The sequence below is a fragment of the Pseudomonas sp. GNP013 genome (assembly GCF_054343995.1).
Window position 1 is genome coordinate 3,112,152 of sequence record NZ_JBTGUT010000001.1, and the last position, 12,271, is coordinate 3,124,422.

Consider the following 12,271-nt stretch of genomic DNA (forward strand, 5'->3'; position numbering starts at 1 on the left):
TATACTTCGATTTTCACGAAGTGTAGGTCGCCATGCTCAATTACCGACAACTGCACTACTTCTGGGTGGTGGCCAAGACAGGCAGCATCGTGCGCGCCTGCGAGCAACTGAACCTCACGCCGCAGACCATCAGCGGGCAGATCAGCCTGCTCGAACATACCTATGGCATCGCATTGTTTCAGCGGGTAGGACGCCAGCTGGAACTCACCGAGGCCGGGCGCAAGGCCCTGCCCTACGCCGAACAGATGTTCCAGACCGGCAATGAACTGGAGGCGATGTTGCGCGCGCAACCGGATGAACAGCAGATCCTGTTCCGGGTCGGGGTGGCGGATGTGGTGCCCAAGTCCATTGTTTACCGGCTGATCGCGCCCACCATGGAGTTGAGCGAGCCGCTGCGCATCACCTGCCGCGAAGACAAGCTCGAACGGTTATTGGCAGACCTGGCGATCCAGCGCCTGGACCTGGTGATCTCTGACAGCCCGATGCCGACGCACCTCGACATCAAGGGCTACAGCCAGAAACTGGGCGAATGCGGCATCAGTTTTTTCGCCACCCAGGCCTTGGCCGACCGGCATCCCGGCGCTTTCCCACACTGCTTGCAGGGCGCGCCATTGTTGATTCCGGGCGCGGAGACGGTGGTGCGCAGCCGTTTGCAGCGCTGGTTTGCCGAGCAGCAGATCCAGCCGAAGATCATCGGCGAGTTCGACGACAGCGCTTTGATGCAGGCCTTCGGCCAATCCGGCAGCGGCATATTCATCGCCCCCAGCGTGATTGCCGACGAGGTGGTGCGCCAGTACGGCGTGGCTTTAATTGGCCAGACCGATGCGGTGACCGAGTCGTTCTACGCCATCTCGGTGGAGCGCAAGGTCAAGCACCCCGGCATCGTGGCGATTACCGAAGGCGCACGACGCGAGTTGTTTACCGCCCTGCCCTGACCGCCAACGCAGACACAAAAAAACCGGAGTGGCTCATTGAAGATCCACCCCGGTTTTTTTGTAAATGGCTGCTTAGAACGCGCCCATGTAATCACGCTTGCCCACTTCCACACCGTTATGACGCAGCAGTGCATAGGCCGTAGTGACATGGAAGAAGAACTGCGGCAGGCCGTAGGTCAACAGGTAGGACTGGCCAGTGAAGCGCTTCTCTTTCGGTGTGCCTGGGCGGGTGACGATCTCGATGCCTTCCTTGCCGTCGATCTGCTCGGGCTTGAGGGTGTCGATGAAGGCCAGCACCTTGGCGATCAGCGCTTGCAGGTCGGCGAAGGTGACTTCGTTGTCCTCGTACTTGGGCACGTCGATCTCGGCCAGGCGTGCCGAGACACCCTTGGCGAAGTCGACGGCGATCTGCACCTGGCGCACCAGTGCGAACATGTCCGGGAACAGGCGCGCCTGCAGCAGCGCGTTCGGCTCGATGTTTTTGGCGGTGGCGTGGGCTTCGGCTTTGTTCAGCACATCGCTCAGGGCGCTGAGCATTTGCTTGAAGACCGGGATTGAGGCGGCGTACAGGGAAATAGTCATGACAGTCTCACGGTTATGGCAGGGTTTGAACCAGCGTCGATTATAGGCATGCCAGCCGCTTGTCTTTTATTTTTTCCGGCATAGGCTAGTGCTCTCACTGCATAGGGAAAGCGCGATGACCGCCGAGCACGACACCGACACCCCTGAGCCGCGCCTGAACAGCACGGAAATCCGCATCCTGGGCTGCCTGATCGAAAAACAGGCGACCAACCCGGAAACCTACCCCCTGACCCTCAACGCGCTGGTGCTGGCCTGCAACCAGAAGACCAGCCGCGAGCCGGTGATGAACCTGAGCCCGGGTCAGGTCGGCCAAAGCCTGCGCGTACTCGAAGGTCAGGGCTTTACCCGGCTGGTGATGGGCAGCCGCGCCGACCGCTGGGAACACCGTGTGGAAAAAGCCCTGGAACTGGTGCCGGCCCAGGTGATTCTTATCGGCCTGCTGTTTCTGCGCGGGCCGCAGACGGTCAACGAGTTGCTGACCCGCAGCGGGCGCATGCATGACTTCGAAGACGCCGAGCAGGTGATGCACCAACTCGAACGCCTGATTGCGCGAGGCCTGGCGCTGTTGGTACCGCGCCAGGCGGGGCAGCGCGAAGACCGCTACACCCATGCACTGGGCGACCCGGCGGATATCGAAGTGATCATCGCGGCGCGCGGAAGTCCGGTGGAACGTGGGGCGCAGGGCGTCCCGGTTGAGCGCATTGAAGAACTGGAAGCGCGCATTGCCGCCCTTGAAGAGCGCCTGGCACAACTGGAACAGGCGTAACACGGTGACCTAGGTGAGAGGGGGCTTGCGCCCGATGGCGAAGTGTCAGTCACTGAATTTGTTGCTGACCCACCGCCATCGGGAGCAAGCCCCCTCCCACATTTGGATCGGCACAGGGCTTCAACCCCGGGCGAAGGCGACTGCCGCCTCGAATTGCTCATTCGTCGGCCGTACGCCGGTGTAAAGCACAAACTGCTCCAGTGCCTGAATCGCGATCACCTCCAGCCCGGTAATCACTCGTTTGCCTTTGGCCCTGCCTCGTAGGATGAACGGTGTTTCGGCAGGAATCGCCACCACATCGAACACCGTGTCCGCGCTATCCACCGCATCGGCGTCAAACGCCAACTGATCCGCTTCCGATCCGCCGGTCATGCCGATCGGGGTCACGTTGATCAGCATCTGCGGGCGCAGTTCGCCCAGGTGCGCCTGCCATTCATAGCCCAGGTTCTGCGCCAGCGCCCGGCCCGCCGCTTCGTTGCGCGCCACGATCACGCCGTTGGCATAGCCGCCATCGCGCAGTGCACTGGCCACAGCTTTGGCCATGCCGCCGCTGCCGCGCAGGGCAAACGTGGAATCCTTGGGCACCGTATGTTTTTTCAGCAGTTGTTCGATGGCGATATAGTCGGTGTTGTACGCCTTGAGATGGCCATCGGTGTTGACGATGGTGTTCAGGGAATCAATGGCTTGAACCGACTCGTCAAGTTCGTCCACCAAGGCAATGGCAGCCTCCTTGAACGGCATGGACACCCCGCAACCGCGTACTCCCAGCGCTCGGATGCCGCCGATCGCGCCGCGCAGATCGCGGCTGCTGAAGGCCTTATAGTAGAAATTCAAGCCCAACTGCTCGTACAGATGGTTATGGAAACGCAGGCCAAAATTTCCGGGACGCGCCGACAGTGACATGCACAGCTGGGTGTCCTTGTTGGGGTGCATCTGCATGGGTAGCTCCTTGAAAGTAAGCAAATCGGTACAGACCTTACACAACCTTTACCTGGCGGCTGTGCTGTTTTTCAGAAATACGTTGTCTTAAAAGTATCCCCGCGACATTACTTGAGTCTATTGATTGCAGACCACAAGCGCAGGGGCTAACCGAGGAATGACCATGATGCGTAAACTCCCCAGGATCGCCTTGCTTATCGGCGCACTCGCAATGGCCGGCCAAGCCTCCGCCCACGGTGGTGGATGGGGTGGCCCTGCCGTCTTGGGTGCACTGGTGGGCGCCGCCGTAGTGGGCTCCGTGGTGGCCAACCAGCCCCGTGAGGTCTATGTGCAACAGCAACCGGTGTATGTGCAACCGCAGCCGGTCTATGCGGCGCCACCACCGGTCTACTACGCCCCGCCGCCACCGGTGTATGTGCAGCGCGAGGTCTATTATCGCCCGGCTCCGGTCTATTACGGCCCACCGCGCGGCTATTACGGACCTGCCCACTACTACGGTCCTCCCCATGGCTACTACGGCCGCGGCTGGTAAGCGTCATCACCTTGTATGAACAGGCCCCGCCCACACGCGGGGCCTTTTTTTGCGCGCAATTCATGGGGGCTACGTCCGACTCAGCCGCTTGGGGGTCGTTTTGAGGACAGCGACCAACGCGTAATCCCACATCATTGATGTCAAAGTCTGCTTGCTTGACCGGGGCCGGCGCTGGCATGTTGGAGCCACTCACACGCTCATCACCGCGCCTGTCCACCCAATAACAACAAAGGACGACTGACCATGCCCACGCAAAACCCACACCGCACCGCAGGCCTGTGCACATCCAGCAAGGTCTACAACGCATTGACCGAACTCAAGCACCTGGAAGGCCACCGCAACGCGAAGTTCCTGGCGTTGCTGGCGGAAAATCTGGTGCGCAAAGGCGTGCTCAGTGAAGCGGAAGTGGTGCACATGCTTGATCAGGTGGTGGAGTAACGCCTGGCGTTGATGACGACTATCGAGACAGATGATTTTTCCCGTGCCTTCATGCCGCTTAAGGTAGCCCCATCATCACGTTTGGAGGTCTGTATGCCCACCACCGTTCACATCATGTCCGTCGTCGGCACCGCCGTTCCCGCCTCCCTGCGCAACAGGGGTCTGCTGGCCTGCTGGTACCTGGTAAGCAACGGCGAGCCCATCAGTGGCCCGCTCCTGTCACTGTCTGATGCAAAACAGCAGCTGCAACAAACGTCGCTTCGCGCTTAAGGCAACGGCAACTTGACCCGCGGCTTGGTCTCCACAAACAGCGCCCAGCTGGACATGAACAGCGCTGCCACCAGCGGACCGATCACGAAGCCGTTGAGGCCAAACACCGACAGACCGCCCAGGGTCGAGATCAGGATCAGGTAGTCCGGCATCTTGGTGTCCTTGCCGACCAGAATCGGGCGCAACACGTTGTCGACCAGGCCGATCACGAACACGCCGAACAGCCCCAGCACCACACCCTGCCAGATCGCCCCGCTGAGCAGGAAGTAAACCGCCACTGGCGCCCAGACAATCCCCGCGCCGACCGCCGGCAACAAAGATAGAAACGCCATCAGCACGGCCCAGAGCAGCGCGCTGGGAATGTCGAGAAACCAGAAAATCAAGCCGCCCAGCGCGCCCTGAGTCACCGCCACCAATACGTTGCCCTTGACCGTCGCCCGCACCACCCGGTTGAACTTCAATTGCAGGCGACGCTTCTGCGGCTCGGCCAGCGGCACCGCGGTACGCACCTTGCGCACCAGCTCCGGGCCATCGCGCAGCAGGAAAAACAGCAGATACAGCATGATGAAAAAGCTCACCAGGAAATCAAACGTACCCTGGCCAAAGCTGAACGCCTGTGACGCAAAAAACTGGCTGCCCTGCATCGCGCCCTTGACGATCTTTTCGCGCAGCCCCTCCAGATTGCCCATGCCAAACCGGTCCAGCAGGTGCTGGAAGTAAGGCGGCAGGAAGTTCTTGAACTGCTCGATATAACCGGCCACATCCAGCTTGCCGCTTTCGATGTTCTTGTACAGCGTGGCGCCCTCCTGCACGAGCAGGGCGCTGGTGATGATCACCGGCAGGATCGCGATCACCAGACACGCCGTCAACGTGGTCAGGGACGTGAGGTTGCGGTTCCAGCCGAATTTCGTCTGCACGCGGCGCTGCATGGGCGCAAAGATGATGCCGAGGATCACTGCCCAGAACACCGCGCCGTAGAACGGCAGCAATATCCAGATGAACGCCACGGTCACCAGGACCAGCATCAGCAGCAGGGTTTTGAATTGAAGGTTGGTCGCGTTCATGTCCGGTCCGTGTGAAAAAAGCGGGGTGCATCCTGCTGCTTAGTCCGCAGCGAATCCTGCGAGTGCCATCTTTGTTGCACTGAGCGTAGCCGCCGTACATCGGTCGATGGCGGCGTTCGCCTCAGAGGGTCATCGCGGCGATCCAGCCGAAGGCCAGCAACGGGATGTTGTAGTGCAGAAAGGTCGGCACCACGGTGTCCCAGATATGGTGATGCTGGCCGTCGATGTTCAGGCCGGAGGTCGGGCCGAGGGTGGAGTCGGAGGCAGGCGAACCGGCGTCGCCCAGCGCGCCGGCCGTGCCGACGATGCACACGATGGCCAGCGGACTGAAGCCCAGTTGCACGCACAGCGGCACGAAGATCGCTGCGAGAATCGGCACCGTGGAAAACGACGAGCCAATGCCCATGGTCACCAGCAGGCCCACCAGCAGCATCAACAACGCCCCCACCCCACGGCTGTGGCCGATGAAGGCCGCCGAGGTTTCCACCAGCGAACGCACGTCACCGGTGGCCTTGAGCACTTCGGCAAAGCCCGACGAGGCGATCATGATGAAGCCGATCATCGCCATCATTTTCATGCCTTCGGTGAACAGATCATCGGTTTCGCGCCAGCGCACGATGCCCGATACCGAGAAGATCAGGAACCCGGCCAAGGCGCCGATGATCATCGAATCCAGCCATAACTGAATGATGAACGCCGAGGCAATCGCCAGGCCGGCCACCAGCAGGGTCAGCGGGTTGTACTGCACGGCCACCTGCTCGACACGCTCGATTTTCTCGAGGTCATACACGCGCTTTTTGCGGTAGCTGACAAACACGGCCACCAGCAGGCCGACCACCATGCCCAGTGCCGGCAGGCCCATGGCGTGGGTGACGTTGACCTGGCTTACGTCCACCCCGCTCTTGGCCACGTTGGCCAGCAGGATCTGGTTGAGAAAGATATTGCCGAAGCCCACTGGCAAGAACATGTACGGCGTGATCAGGCCGAAAGTCATCACGCAGGCGATCAGGCGGCGGTCCAGTTGCAGCTTGGTCAGCACATACAGCAACGGAGGCACCAGCAACGGGATGAACGCGATATGGATCGGCAGGATGTTCTGCGAGGCAATCGCCACCACCCACAGCAGTCCGATCAACAGCCATTTGACGTGGCTGCCACCGGTGGCTTCCTGGCGATCGACCAGCATCAGCGCTTTGTCCGCCAGCGCATGGGCCAAGCCGGATTTGGCAATCGCCACCGCGAAAGCACCGAGCAATGCGTAGGACAGGGCCACGGTCGCACCGCCGCCCAAGCCGCCGTTGAACGCCTGAAGCGTGGCCTCGATGCCCAGGCCACCGGTCAAGCCTCCCACCAGCGCGCCAATAATGATGGCGATGACCACATGCACGCGGGACAGGCTGAGCACCAGCATGGTGCCGACCGCGGCGATGACTGCGTTAATCATGGTTACCTCAAGCAGAAACATAAAAAGACAGGCATGCCCGCGCGCGCAGCCAATGAATAGGGCGACCGGCGAACAGGCGTCAAGGAGGTCTTGTTAGAGGGCGCGCACTTTGCAGCAGGCAGGGCCGCATGTCAAAAAACGGCGCCGTTTTCAGGTTCGATGGATCAGTTGAATAAAGAATCCTTCGCCGCAGCCGACACAGTAGTTCTCTGTGCCTTCAGGTTAAGGATGCTTTTTGATGTCCCTTAGACAACTGTCCATTCAATGGAAAATCACCCTGCTCGCCGGTTTGTGCCTGCTGGGCATCGTCACCCTGCTCGTGGGCCTGTCGCTGTATCGCATGGAACACAGTTCGGCACAGGTCAAGGCGGCCAGCATGCAAATGCTCGATGAGGCGGCGCAGGCTCGCATCGAGGCACAGGGTGAGGGACAGGCACTGAACATTCGCCGGCAGTTCATGGACGCCTACCAGTACGGCCACGGTTTTTCCCGTCAGGTACTGTTCCTGCGCGAACAGGCCGAAAAACGTTTTCTCGACGCCTTCGACACGCGCGAAGACCTGACCCGGCAGGTCAAGGCCGCATTGCAGGCCAACCCCGATCTGCTCGGCCTGTCCCTGGTGTTCGAAAGCAATGCACTGGACGGCAAGGATGAGCTGTTCGCCAATCAGGCCGAACTGGGCAGCAATGAAAAGGGACGTTTCGCGCTGTACTGGTCGCAACCGACACCGGGCAAGATCACCTCCATGGCGCTGCCGGAAAGCGACATGGCGGATGTTTCCGTCGGTCCCAGTGGCGAGAAGGCCAACGCCTGGTTCACGTGCCCGCGCACCACCCTCAAACCTTGCGTGATCGAACCGTATTTTTATGTGATCGACGGGCAAAACGTGCTGATGACCAGCATCGTGTTTCCGCTGATGGTCGATGGCAAGGTCGTCGCTTCACTGTCGGTGGACATCAACCTCAACAGCCTGCAGGCAGTGAGCCAGCAGGCCAGCCAGAAACTGTATGACGGCCAGACCCAGGTCAGTATCCTCAGCCCCACCGGTGTGCTCGCCGGCTACAGCCCGGATGCGAGCAAGCTCAGCCAACGCCTGGACCAGGTCGACCGCACCAGCGGCGCGCAACTGATCAGCGCACTCGCCGGAAGCACCCAGGTACGCAGCCTGCGCGCCGATCATCAATTGAAAGTGCTCGCGCCGTTCACCCCCATTCCAGACGGCAAACCCTGGGGGGTGTTGCTGGATGTGCCGGAAAAAGTCCTGATGGGCCCGGCCGAAGCGCTGAAGGCGCAACTGGATGCCGACAACGCCCGCGGCACCTGGCTGGAGTCAAGCCTGGGCCTGCTGGCCGCCGTGCTCGGCCTGATCCTGGTGTGGCTGATGGCCCGCAGCGTGACACGGCCGATCCTCGGTGTGGCGCGCATGCTGGAAGATATCGCCAGCGGCGAAGGCGACCTGACCCGCCGCCTGGCCTACGCCAAACAGGATGAGCTGGGGCAACTGGCCGGCTGGTTCAACCGTTTCCTCGACAAGCTGCAACCGATTATTGCCGAGGTCAAACGCTCGGTGCAGGACGCCCGCGGCACCGCTGACCAATCCGCCGCGATTGCCACTCAGACCAGCGCCGGCATGGAACAGCAGTATCGCCAGGTCGATCAGGTGGCCACCGCCTCCCATGAGATGAGCGCCACCGCGCAGGACGTGGCCCGCAGTGCCGCTCAGGCCGCTCAGGCCGCACGCGATGCCGACCAGGCGACCCGCGAAGGCCTGACGGTGATCGACCGCACCACGCGCAATATCGGTGAACTTGCCGCTGATATGAGCACCGCCATGGCTCAGGTCGAAGGCCTGGCCGTCAACAGCGAGAAAATCGGCTCGGTGCTGGAAGTGATTCGCGCCATTGCCGAGCAGACCAACCTGCTGGCGCTGAACGCTGCCATTGAGGCCGCCCGCGCCGGTGAGGCCGGTCGCGGCTTTGCGGTGGTGGCCGACGAAGTGCGCAACCTGGCGCGACGCACTCAGGAGTCGGTGGAAGAAACCCGGCGGGTGATCGAGCAGTTGCAAGGCGGCACTGAAACCGTGGTGGGCGCCATGGGCAACAGCTATCGCCAGGCCCAGGGCAGCGTCGAACAGGTCGGCCAGGCGGTGACCGCACTGCGTCAGATTGGCGAGGCGGTCACGGTGATCAGCGACATGAACCTGCAGATCGCCAGCGCCGCAGAAGAACAAAGCGCGGTGGCCGAGGAGATCAACAGCAACGTGGCGACGATCCGGGATGTCACCGAATCCTTGTCGGAGCAGGCCAATGAGTCGGCGCGGGTGAGCCAGGCATTGAACAGCCTGGCCAATCAGCAACAGGGGTTGATGGATCAGTTCAGGGTGTAAGCCTCAGGAGGCAACGGCACCAGCAGCCTCCGTGGCGAGCGGGCTTGCCCTAATGCCGTTCAGTTAAGCGCAGATTCCCTGTGGCGAGCAGGCTTGTCCTGCGTTGGGCTGCGCAGCAGCCCCAAAGCCAGGCGCTGAGCCGTATCAGGTACACCGCGTTTTGCTCGATGGGGGGCGCTACGCACCCCAACGCGGGGCAAGCCCGCTCGCCACAACAAGCCCGCTCACCACTGGGATGTGGCTGCCTGAAATAGCGCGTACGCAGTCATTACTTCAGCTTGAGCGCTTCCCCCGCACCTTGGTTTTTGGCAACTCAGGAATGGCGTTTGGGTAATTCGATCAGTACCTTCAGGCCACCCAATTCGGATTCCTGCAACTGCAACACCCCTCCCCACACCTCGGCGATGTCACGCACGATGCCCAGGCCCAGGCCGTGGCCGTCGATCTGTTCGTCCAGGCGGGTACCACGGCTCAGCACTTGCTGCCGCTGGGCCTCGGGAATACCCGGGCCGTCATCTTCCACGGCCAGCAGGTAACTCTTTTCGGTTTCGCTGATCGTCAGCCGTACGTCGGCATCCGCCCATTTGCAGGCGTTGTCCAGCAGGTTGCCGAGCAGCTCCAGCAAATCTTCGCGGTCCCACGGCAGTTGCAGTCCGGGAGCAACCTGGTAGCTCAGGCCCAGGTGTTCGCCGTGGATCATGTTCAAGGTGGCGAGCAGGCCCGGCAGCTCCTGTTCACAGTTAAACAATGCACCCGGCAGGGTTTCGCCGGCCAGGCGCGCGCGGTTGAGCTCACGGTTAAGGCGTTGTTGCACCTGCTCAAGCTGATCACGCAGCAGTTTGCTTAACTGCGGGTGCTCCCTGAGCGCCTCGCTCGACGCCGCACTCAGCATCACGGCCAACGGCGTTTTCAGCGCGTGGCCAAGGTTGCCCAAAGCATTGCGTGAACGCTTGAGGCTGTCTTCGGTGTGGGCCAGCAGGTGGTTGATCTGCGCCACCAACGGCTCCAGCTCCAGCGGCACCTGGGTGTCCAGTTGCGAGCGCTGGCCTTGTTGCAGTTGGGCGATCTGGTTACGCGCGGTTTCCAGCGGGCGCAAGGCTCGGCGCACAGTGACCCGTTGCAGCACCAGCACCAACAACAAGGCCGCCAGCCCCATCACCAGACCGATCTGACGCATCAGCCGAAAGCTTTCGCGCACCGGCGTGTAGTCCTGGGCCACGCTGATGGAAATCGACTGGCCAAAGCGTTTGTAATCCGAACGCAATACCAGCAGTTGCTGGCCTTCCGGCCCCAACTGCAGGTTACCCTTCAGACCGGTCTCGGGCAGCCTGGGCAGTTCCTGGTCCCACAGTGAACGGGAACGCCAGTGGGTGTCGGCAAAATCGATACGGAAATAATGCCCCGAAAAGGGCCGCTGATAGGCCGGCGACAGGCGTTGCTCATCCAGCTGCACGCCGCCCGGCCCGCGCACCAGCGCCACCAGCAGGTTCTCGCTGTCGTTACGCAGACCGGCTTCCAGGTAGCGCTGCAATCCGGCCTCGAACAACCATAGGCTGGTTTGCGCCAGCACCACGCCGACGATCACCATCACGCTGATCAACCCCAGGCTCAGGCGCCGCTGGATCGACCTCATGCAGGGCTGGCGCCAAACCGGTAACCCTGGCCGCGCCGGGTTTCGATCACACTGCGACCCAACTTGCGACGCAGGTGATTGACGTGCACTTCCAGCACATTGGAGTCGCGCTCCGTCTCACCGTCATACAGGTGCTCGGCCAGATGGCTTTTCGACAGGATCTGTTCGGGGTGCAGCATGAAATAGCGCAGCAGGCGAAATTCCGCGGCAGTCAGCTGGATTTCCTCACCGTCGCGCAGCACGCACTGGCGGCCTTCATCCAGATGCAGACCGGCCGCTTGCAAGGTCGGCTGGTTCGCGTGCCCATGGGAGCGACGTAACAGCGCCTGGATGCGCAGGTGCAGTTCTTCAGGGTGAAAGGGCTTGCTCAGGTAATCGTCGGCGCCGGCCTTGAGCCCTTCGATGCGTTCGGCCCAGGAGTCGCGGGCGGTCAGAATCAGCACCGGCGTGGCCAATGCCGCTGCGCGCCACTGCGCCAGTACGTCGAGCCCGGGCAGGCCCGGCAGGCCAAGGTCGAGGATGATCAGGTCATAGGGTTCGCTGCGGCCCTGATACACGGCGTCGCGCCCATCGGCCAGCCAGTCGACCGCGTAACCCTGACGCTGCAGGCCAGCCAGCAGTTCATCGGCCAGCGGTACGTTGTCTTCCACCAGTAGCAGGCGCATCAGTCTTCCTTATCTTTGATCAGCACACCGGTGGTGGCGTCGAGTTTGATTTCGCGCACCACGCCGTCAGTCGTCACCAGTTCGACTTCATAAGCATACTCGCCGTGCTTTTTCTCAAGCTCCGCTTCCAGCAGTCTGGACCCGGGATGCCGCGCCATCGCCTGCTGCAGCAGTTGCTCCAGCGGCAGGATCACTCCCTGCTGGCGCAGCGCCAGCGCTTCGTCCTGGTTGAGGTCGCGGGCGGCCAGGCTTGAGCAGAAGGCCAGGAGCACCAGCACTGCCAGACTCGCGACGCGTCGATATACCGTCATTACGTATCCTGATGATTCTTGAGAACGTGCCCGGAGAGCGCGTCCAGTTCAACGTCCCATTCGACGCCATGGGCATCCTCGATCTCGACCTCATAGATGTACCGGCCATAGTGCTCGTCCAGGTCGGTGTCCAACAGGGTCGAACCCGGATGCAAAGCCAGCGCCGTGGCTTCAAGCTGATCGAAGGCGACAATGGTAACAGCGCCGGGCACATTCGGTGGTTTGTCGGGGTTCACTGCCCACGCCTGCACCGCAAACGCAGCGATGATACCGGCGGCGACCAGCGCTGTGGGGCGCTTCATGATG

14 protein-coding genes are annotated in these 12,271 nt (G+C 61.6%); 6 read left to right on the forward strand and 8 right to left on the reverse strand.

The window, feature by feature from the left end:
• The first annotated feature begins 32 nt into the window (after positions 1-32).
• Positions 33-935: a transcriptional activator NhaR gene (gene nhaR / locus ACXX81_RS13380; RefSeq protein WP_209980913.1), complete on the forward strand. Its 903-nt coding sequence runs from the start codon at positions 33-35 to the stop codon at positions 933-935.
• 72 nt (positions 936-1,007) lie between these two features.
• Here nhaR and ACXX81_RS13385 read toward each other — a convergent pair whose 3' ends face one another.
• The gene (locus ACXX81_RS13385; protein ID WP_057009041.1) at positions 1,008-1,517 is read right to left on the reverse strand and encodes a DUF1993 domain-containing protein; all 510 of its coding nucleotides are present in this window, start codon (positions 1,515-1,517) and stop codon (positions 1,008-1,010) included.
• 115 nt (positions 1,518-1,632) lie between these two features.
• Between ACXX81_RS13385 and ACXX81_RS13390 the strand changes: the two genes are divergently transcribed.
• Positions 1,633-2,283, forward strand: coding sequence for a YceH family protein (locus ACXX81_RS13390; protein ID WP_458571865.1), 651 nt, complete (start codon positions 1,633-1,635; stop codon positions 2,281-2,283).
• Between the two features lie 120 nt (positions 2,284-2,403).
• On the opposite strand, the gene ACXX81_RS13395 is transcribed toward ACXX81_RS13390, so the two are convergent.
• A complete protein-coding gene (locus tag ACXX81_RS13395) occupies positions 2,404-3,222 on the reverse strand; it encodes a shikimate 5-dehydrogenase (RefSeq protein ID WP_231421730.1) in 819 nt (272 codons plus the stop codon).
• 157 nt (positions 3,223-3,379) lie between these two features.
• Here ACXX81_RS13395 and ACXX81_RS13400 point away from each other — a divergent pair, with 157 nt between their 5' ends.
• The 3 genes from ACXX81_RS13400 (at position 3,380) to ACXX81_RS13410 (ending at position 4,462) form a co-directional block, all read left to right on the forward strand.
• Positions 3,380-3,754 carry a hypothetical protein gene (locus ACXX81_RS13400; RefSeq protein WP_169896687.1) on the forward strand — a complete coding sequence of 125 codons (375 nt, stop codon included), beginning with the start codon at positions 3,380-3,382 and terminating at the stop codon, positions 3,752-3,754.
• A gap of 243 nt (positions 3,755-3,997) precedes the next feature.
• Positions 3,998-4,192 (forward strand): hypothetical protein, encoded by a 195-nt coding sequence (locus ACXX81_RS13405; RefSeq protein ID WP_209980906.1) that lies wholly within the window; start codon positions 3,998-4,000, stop codon positions 4,190-4,192.
• A gap of 93 nt (positions 4,193-4,285) precedes the next feature.
• Positions 4,286-4,462, forward strand: a complete 177-nt coding sequence (locus tag ACXX81_RS13410) for a hypothetical protein (RefSeq protein ID WP_209980904.1) — start codon at positions 4,286-4,288, stop codon at positions 4,460-4,462.
• Here ACXX81_RS13410 and ACXX81_RS13415 read toward each other — a convergent pair.
• Complete coding sequence (locus ACXX81_RS13415; protein WP_057009037.1) at positions 4,459-5,526, reverse strand: AI-2E family transporter; 1,068 nt, start codon at positions 5,524-5,526, stop codon at positions 4,459-4,461. The genes ACXX81_RS13410 and ACXX81_RS13415 overlap by 4 nt on opposite strands.
• Positions 5,527-5,647: 121 nt before the next feature.
• On the reverse strand, positions 5,648-6,967 hold the full coding sequence (locus ACXX81_RS13420) for a Na+/H+ antiporter family protein (protein WP_209990255.1): 1,320 nt from the start codon (positions 6,965-6,967) through the stop codon (positions 5,648-5,650).
• A 241-nt stretch (positions 6,968-7,208) separates the two neighbouring features.
• On the opposite strand from ACXX81_RS13420, the gene ACXX81_RS13425 reads away from it, so the two are divergent.
• The gene (locus ACXX81_RS13425) at positions 7,209-9,356 is read left to right on the forward strand and encodes a methyl-accepting chemotaxis protein (RefSeq protein WP_458571866.1); all 2,148 of its coding nucleotides are present in this window, start codon (positions 7,209-7,211) and stop codon (positions 9,354-9,356) included.
• A 313-nt stretch (positions 9,357-9,669) separates the two neighbouring features.
• On the opposite strand, the gene ACXX81_RS13430 is transcribed toward ACXX81_RS13425, so the two are convergent.
• The 4 genes from ACXX81_RS13430 to ACXX81_RS13445 are packed head-to-tail and all read right to left on the reverse strand — an operon-like array spanning position 9,670 to position 12,267.
• A complete protein-coding gene (locus ACXX81_RS13430) occupies positions 9,670-10,989 on the reverse strand; it encodes a sensor histidine kinase (RefSeq protein WP_458571867.1) in 1,320 nt (439 codons plus the stop codon).
• A complete protein-coding gene (locus ACXX81_RS13435) occupies positions 10,986-11,654 on the reverse strand; it encodes a response regulator transcription factor (RefSeq protein ID WP_057009034.1) in 669 nt (222 codons plus the stop codon). The genes ACXX81_RS13430 and ACXX81_RS13435 overlap by 4 nt, the downstream gene beginning before the upstream one ends.
• Positions 11,654-11,965: a PepSY domain-containing protein gene (locus ACXX81_RS13440; protein WP_209980896.1), complete on the reverse strand. Its 312-nt coding sequence runs from the start codon at positions 11,963-11,965 to the stop codon at positions 11,654-11,656. Before ACXX81_RS13440 ends, ACXX81_RS13435 begins: the two co-directional genes overlap by 1 nt.
• Positions 11,965-12,267 carry a PepSY domain-containing protein gene (locus ACXX81_RS13445; RefSeq protein WP_209980894.1) on the reverse strand — a complete coding sequence of 101 codons (303 nt, stop codon included), beginning with the start codon at positions 12,265-12,267 and terminating at the stop codon, positions 11,965-11,967. Before ACXX81_RS13445 ends, ACXX81_RS13440 begins: the two co-directional genes overlap by 1 nt.
• Positions 12,268-12,271 lie beyond the last annotated feature (4 nt).

Coding starts and splice junctions, on each gene's coding strand:
- nhaR (WP_209980913.1), top strand. CDS start 33: ATGCTCAATTACCGACAACTGCACTACTTCTGGGTGGTGGCCAAGACA.
- ACXX81_RS13385 (WP_057009041.1), bottom strand. CDS start 1,517: ATGACTATTTCCCTGTACGCCGCCTCAATCCCGGTCTTCAAGCAAATG.
- ACXX81_RS13390 (WP_458571865.1), top strand. CDS start 1,633: ATGACCGCCGAGCACGACACCGACACCCCTGAGCCGCGCCTGAACAGC.
- ACXX81_RS13395 (WP_231421730.1), bottom strand. CDS start 3,222: ATGCAGATGCACCCCAACAAGGACACCCAGCTGTGCATGTCACTGTCG.
- ACXX81_RS13400 (WP_169896687.1), top strand. CDS start 3,380: ATGACCATGATGCGTAAACTCCCCAGGATCGCCTTGCTTATCGGCGCA.
- ACXX81_RS13405 (WP_209980906.1), top strand. CDS start 3,998: ATGCCCACGCAAAACCCACACCGCACCGCAGGCCTGTGCACATCCAGC.
- ACXX81_RS13410 (WP_209980904.1), top strand. CDS start 4,286: ATGCCCACCACCGTTCACATCATGTCCGTCGTCGGCACCGCCGTTCCC.
- ACXX81_RS13415 (WP_057009037.1), bottom strand. CDS start 5,526: ATGAACGCGACCAACCTTCAATTCAAAACCCTGCTGCTGATGCTGGTC.
- ACXX81_RS13425 (WP_458571866.1), top strand. CDS start 7,209: ATGTCCCTTAGACAACTGTCCATTCAATGGAAAATCACCCTGCTCGCC.
- ACXX81_RS13430 (WP_458571867.1), bottom strand. CDS start 10,989: ATGAGGTCGATCCAGCGGCGCCTGAGCCTGGGGTTGATCAGCGTGATG.
- ACXX81_RS13435 (WP_057009034.1), bottom strand. CDS start 11,654: ATGCGCCTGCTACTGGTGGAAGACAACGTACCGCTGGCCGATGAACTG.
- ACXX81_RS13440 (WP_209980896.1), bottom strand. CDS start 11,965: ATGACGGTATATCGACGCGTCGCGAGTCTGGCAGTGCTGGTGCTCCTG.
- ACXX81_RS13445 (WP_209980894.1), bottom strand. CDS start 12,267: ATGAAGCGCCCCACAGCGCTGGTCGCCGCCGGTATCATCGCTGCGTTT.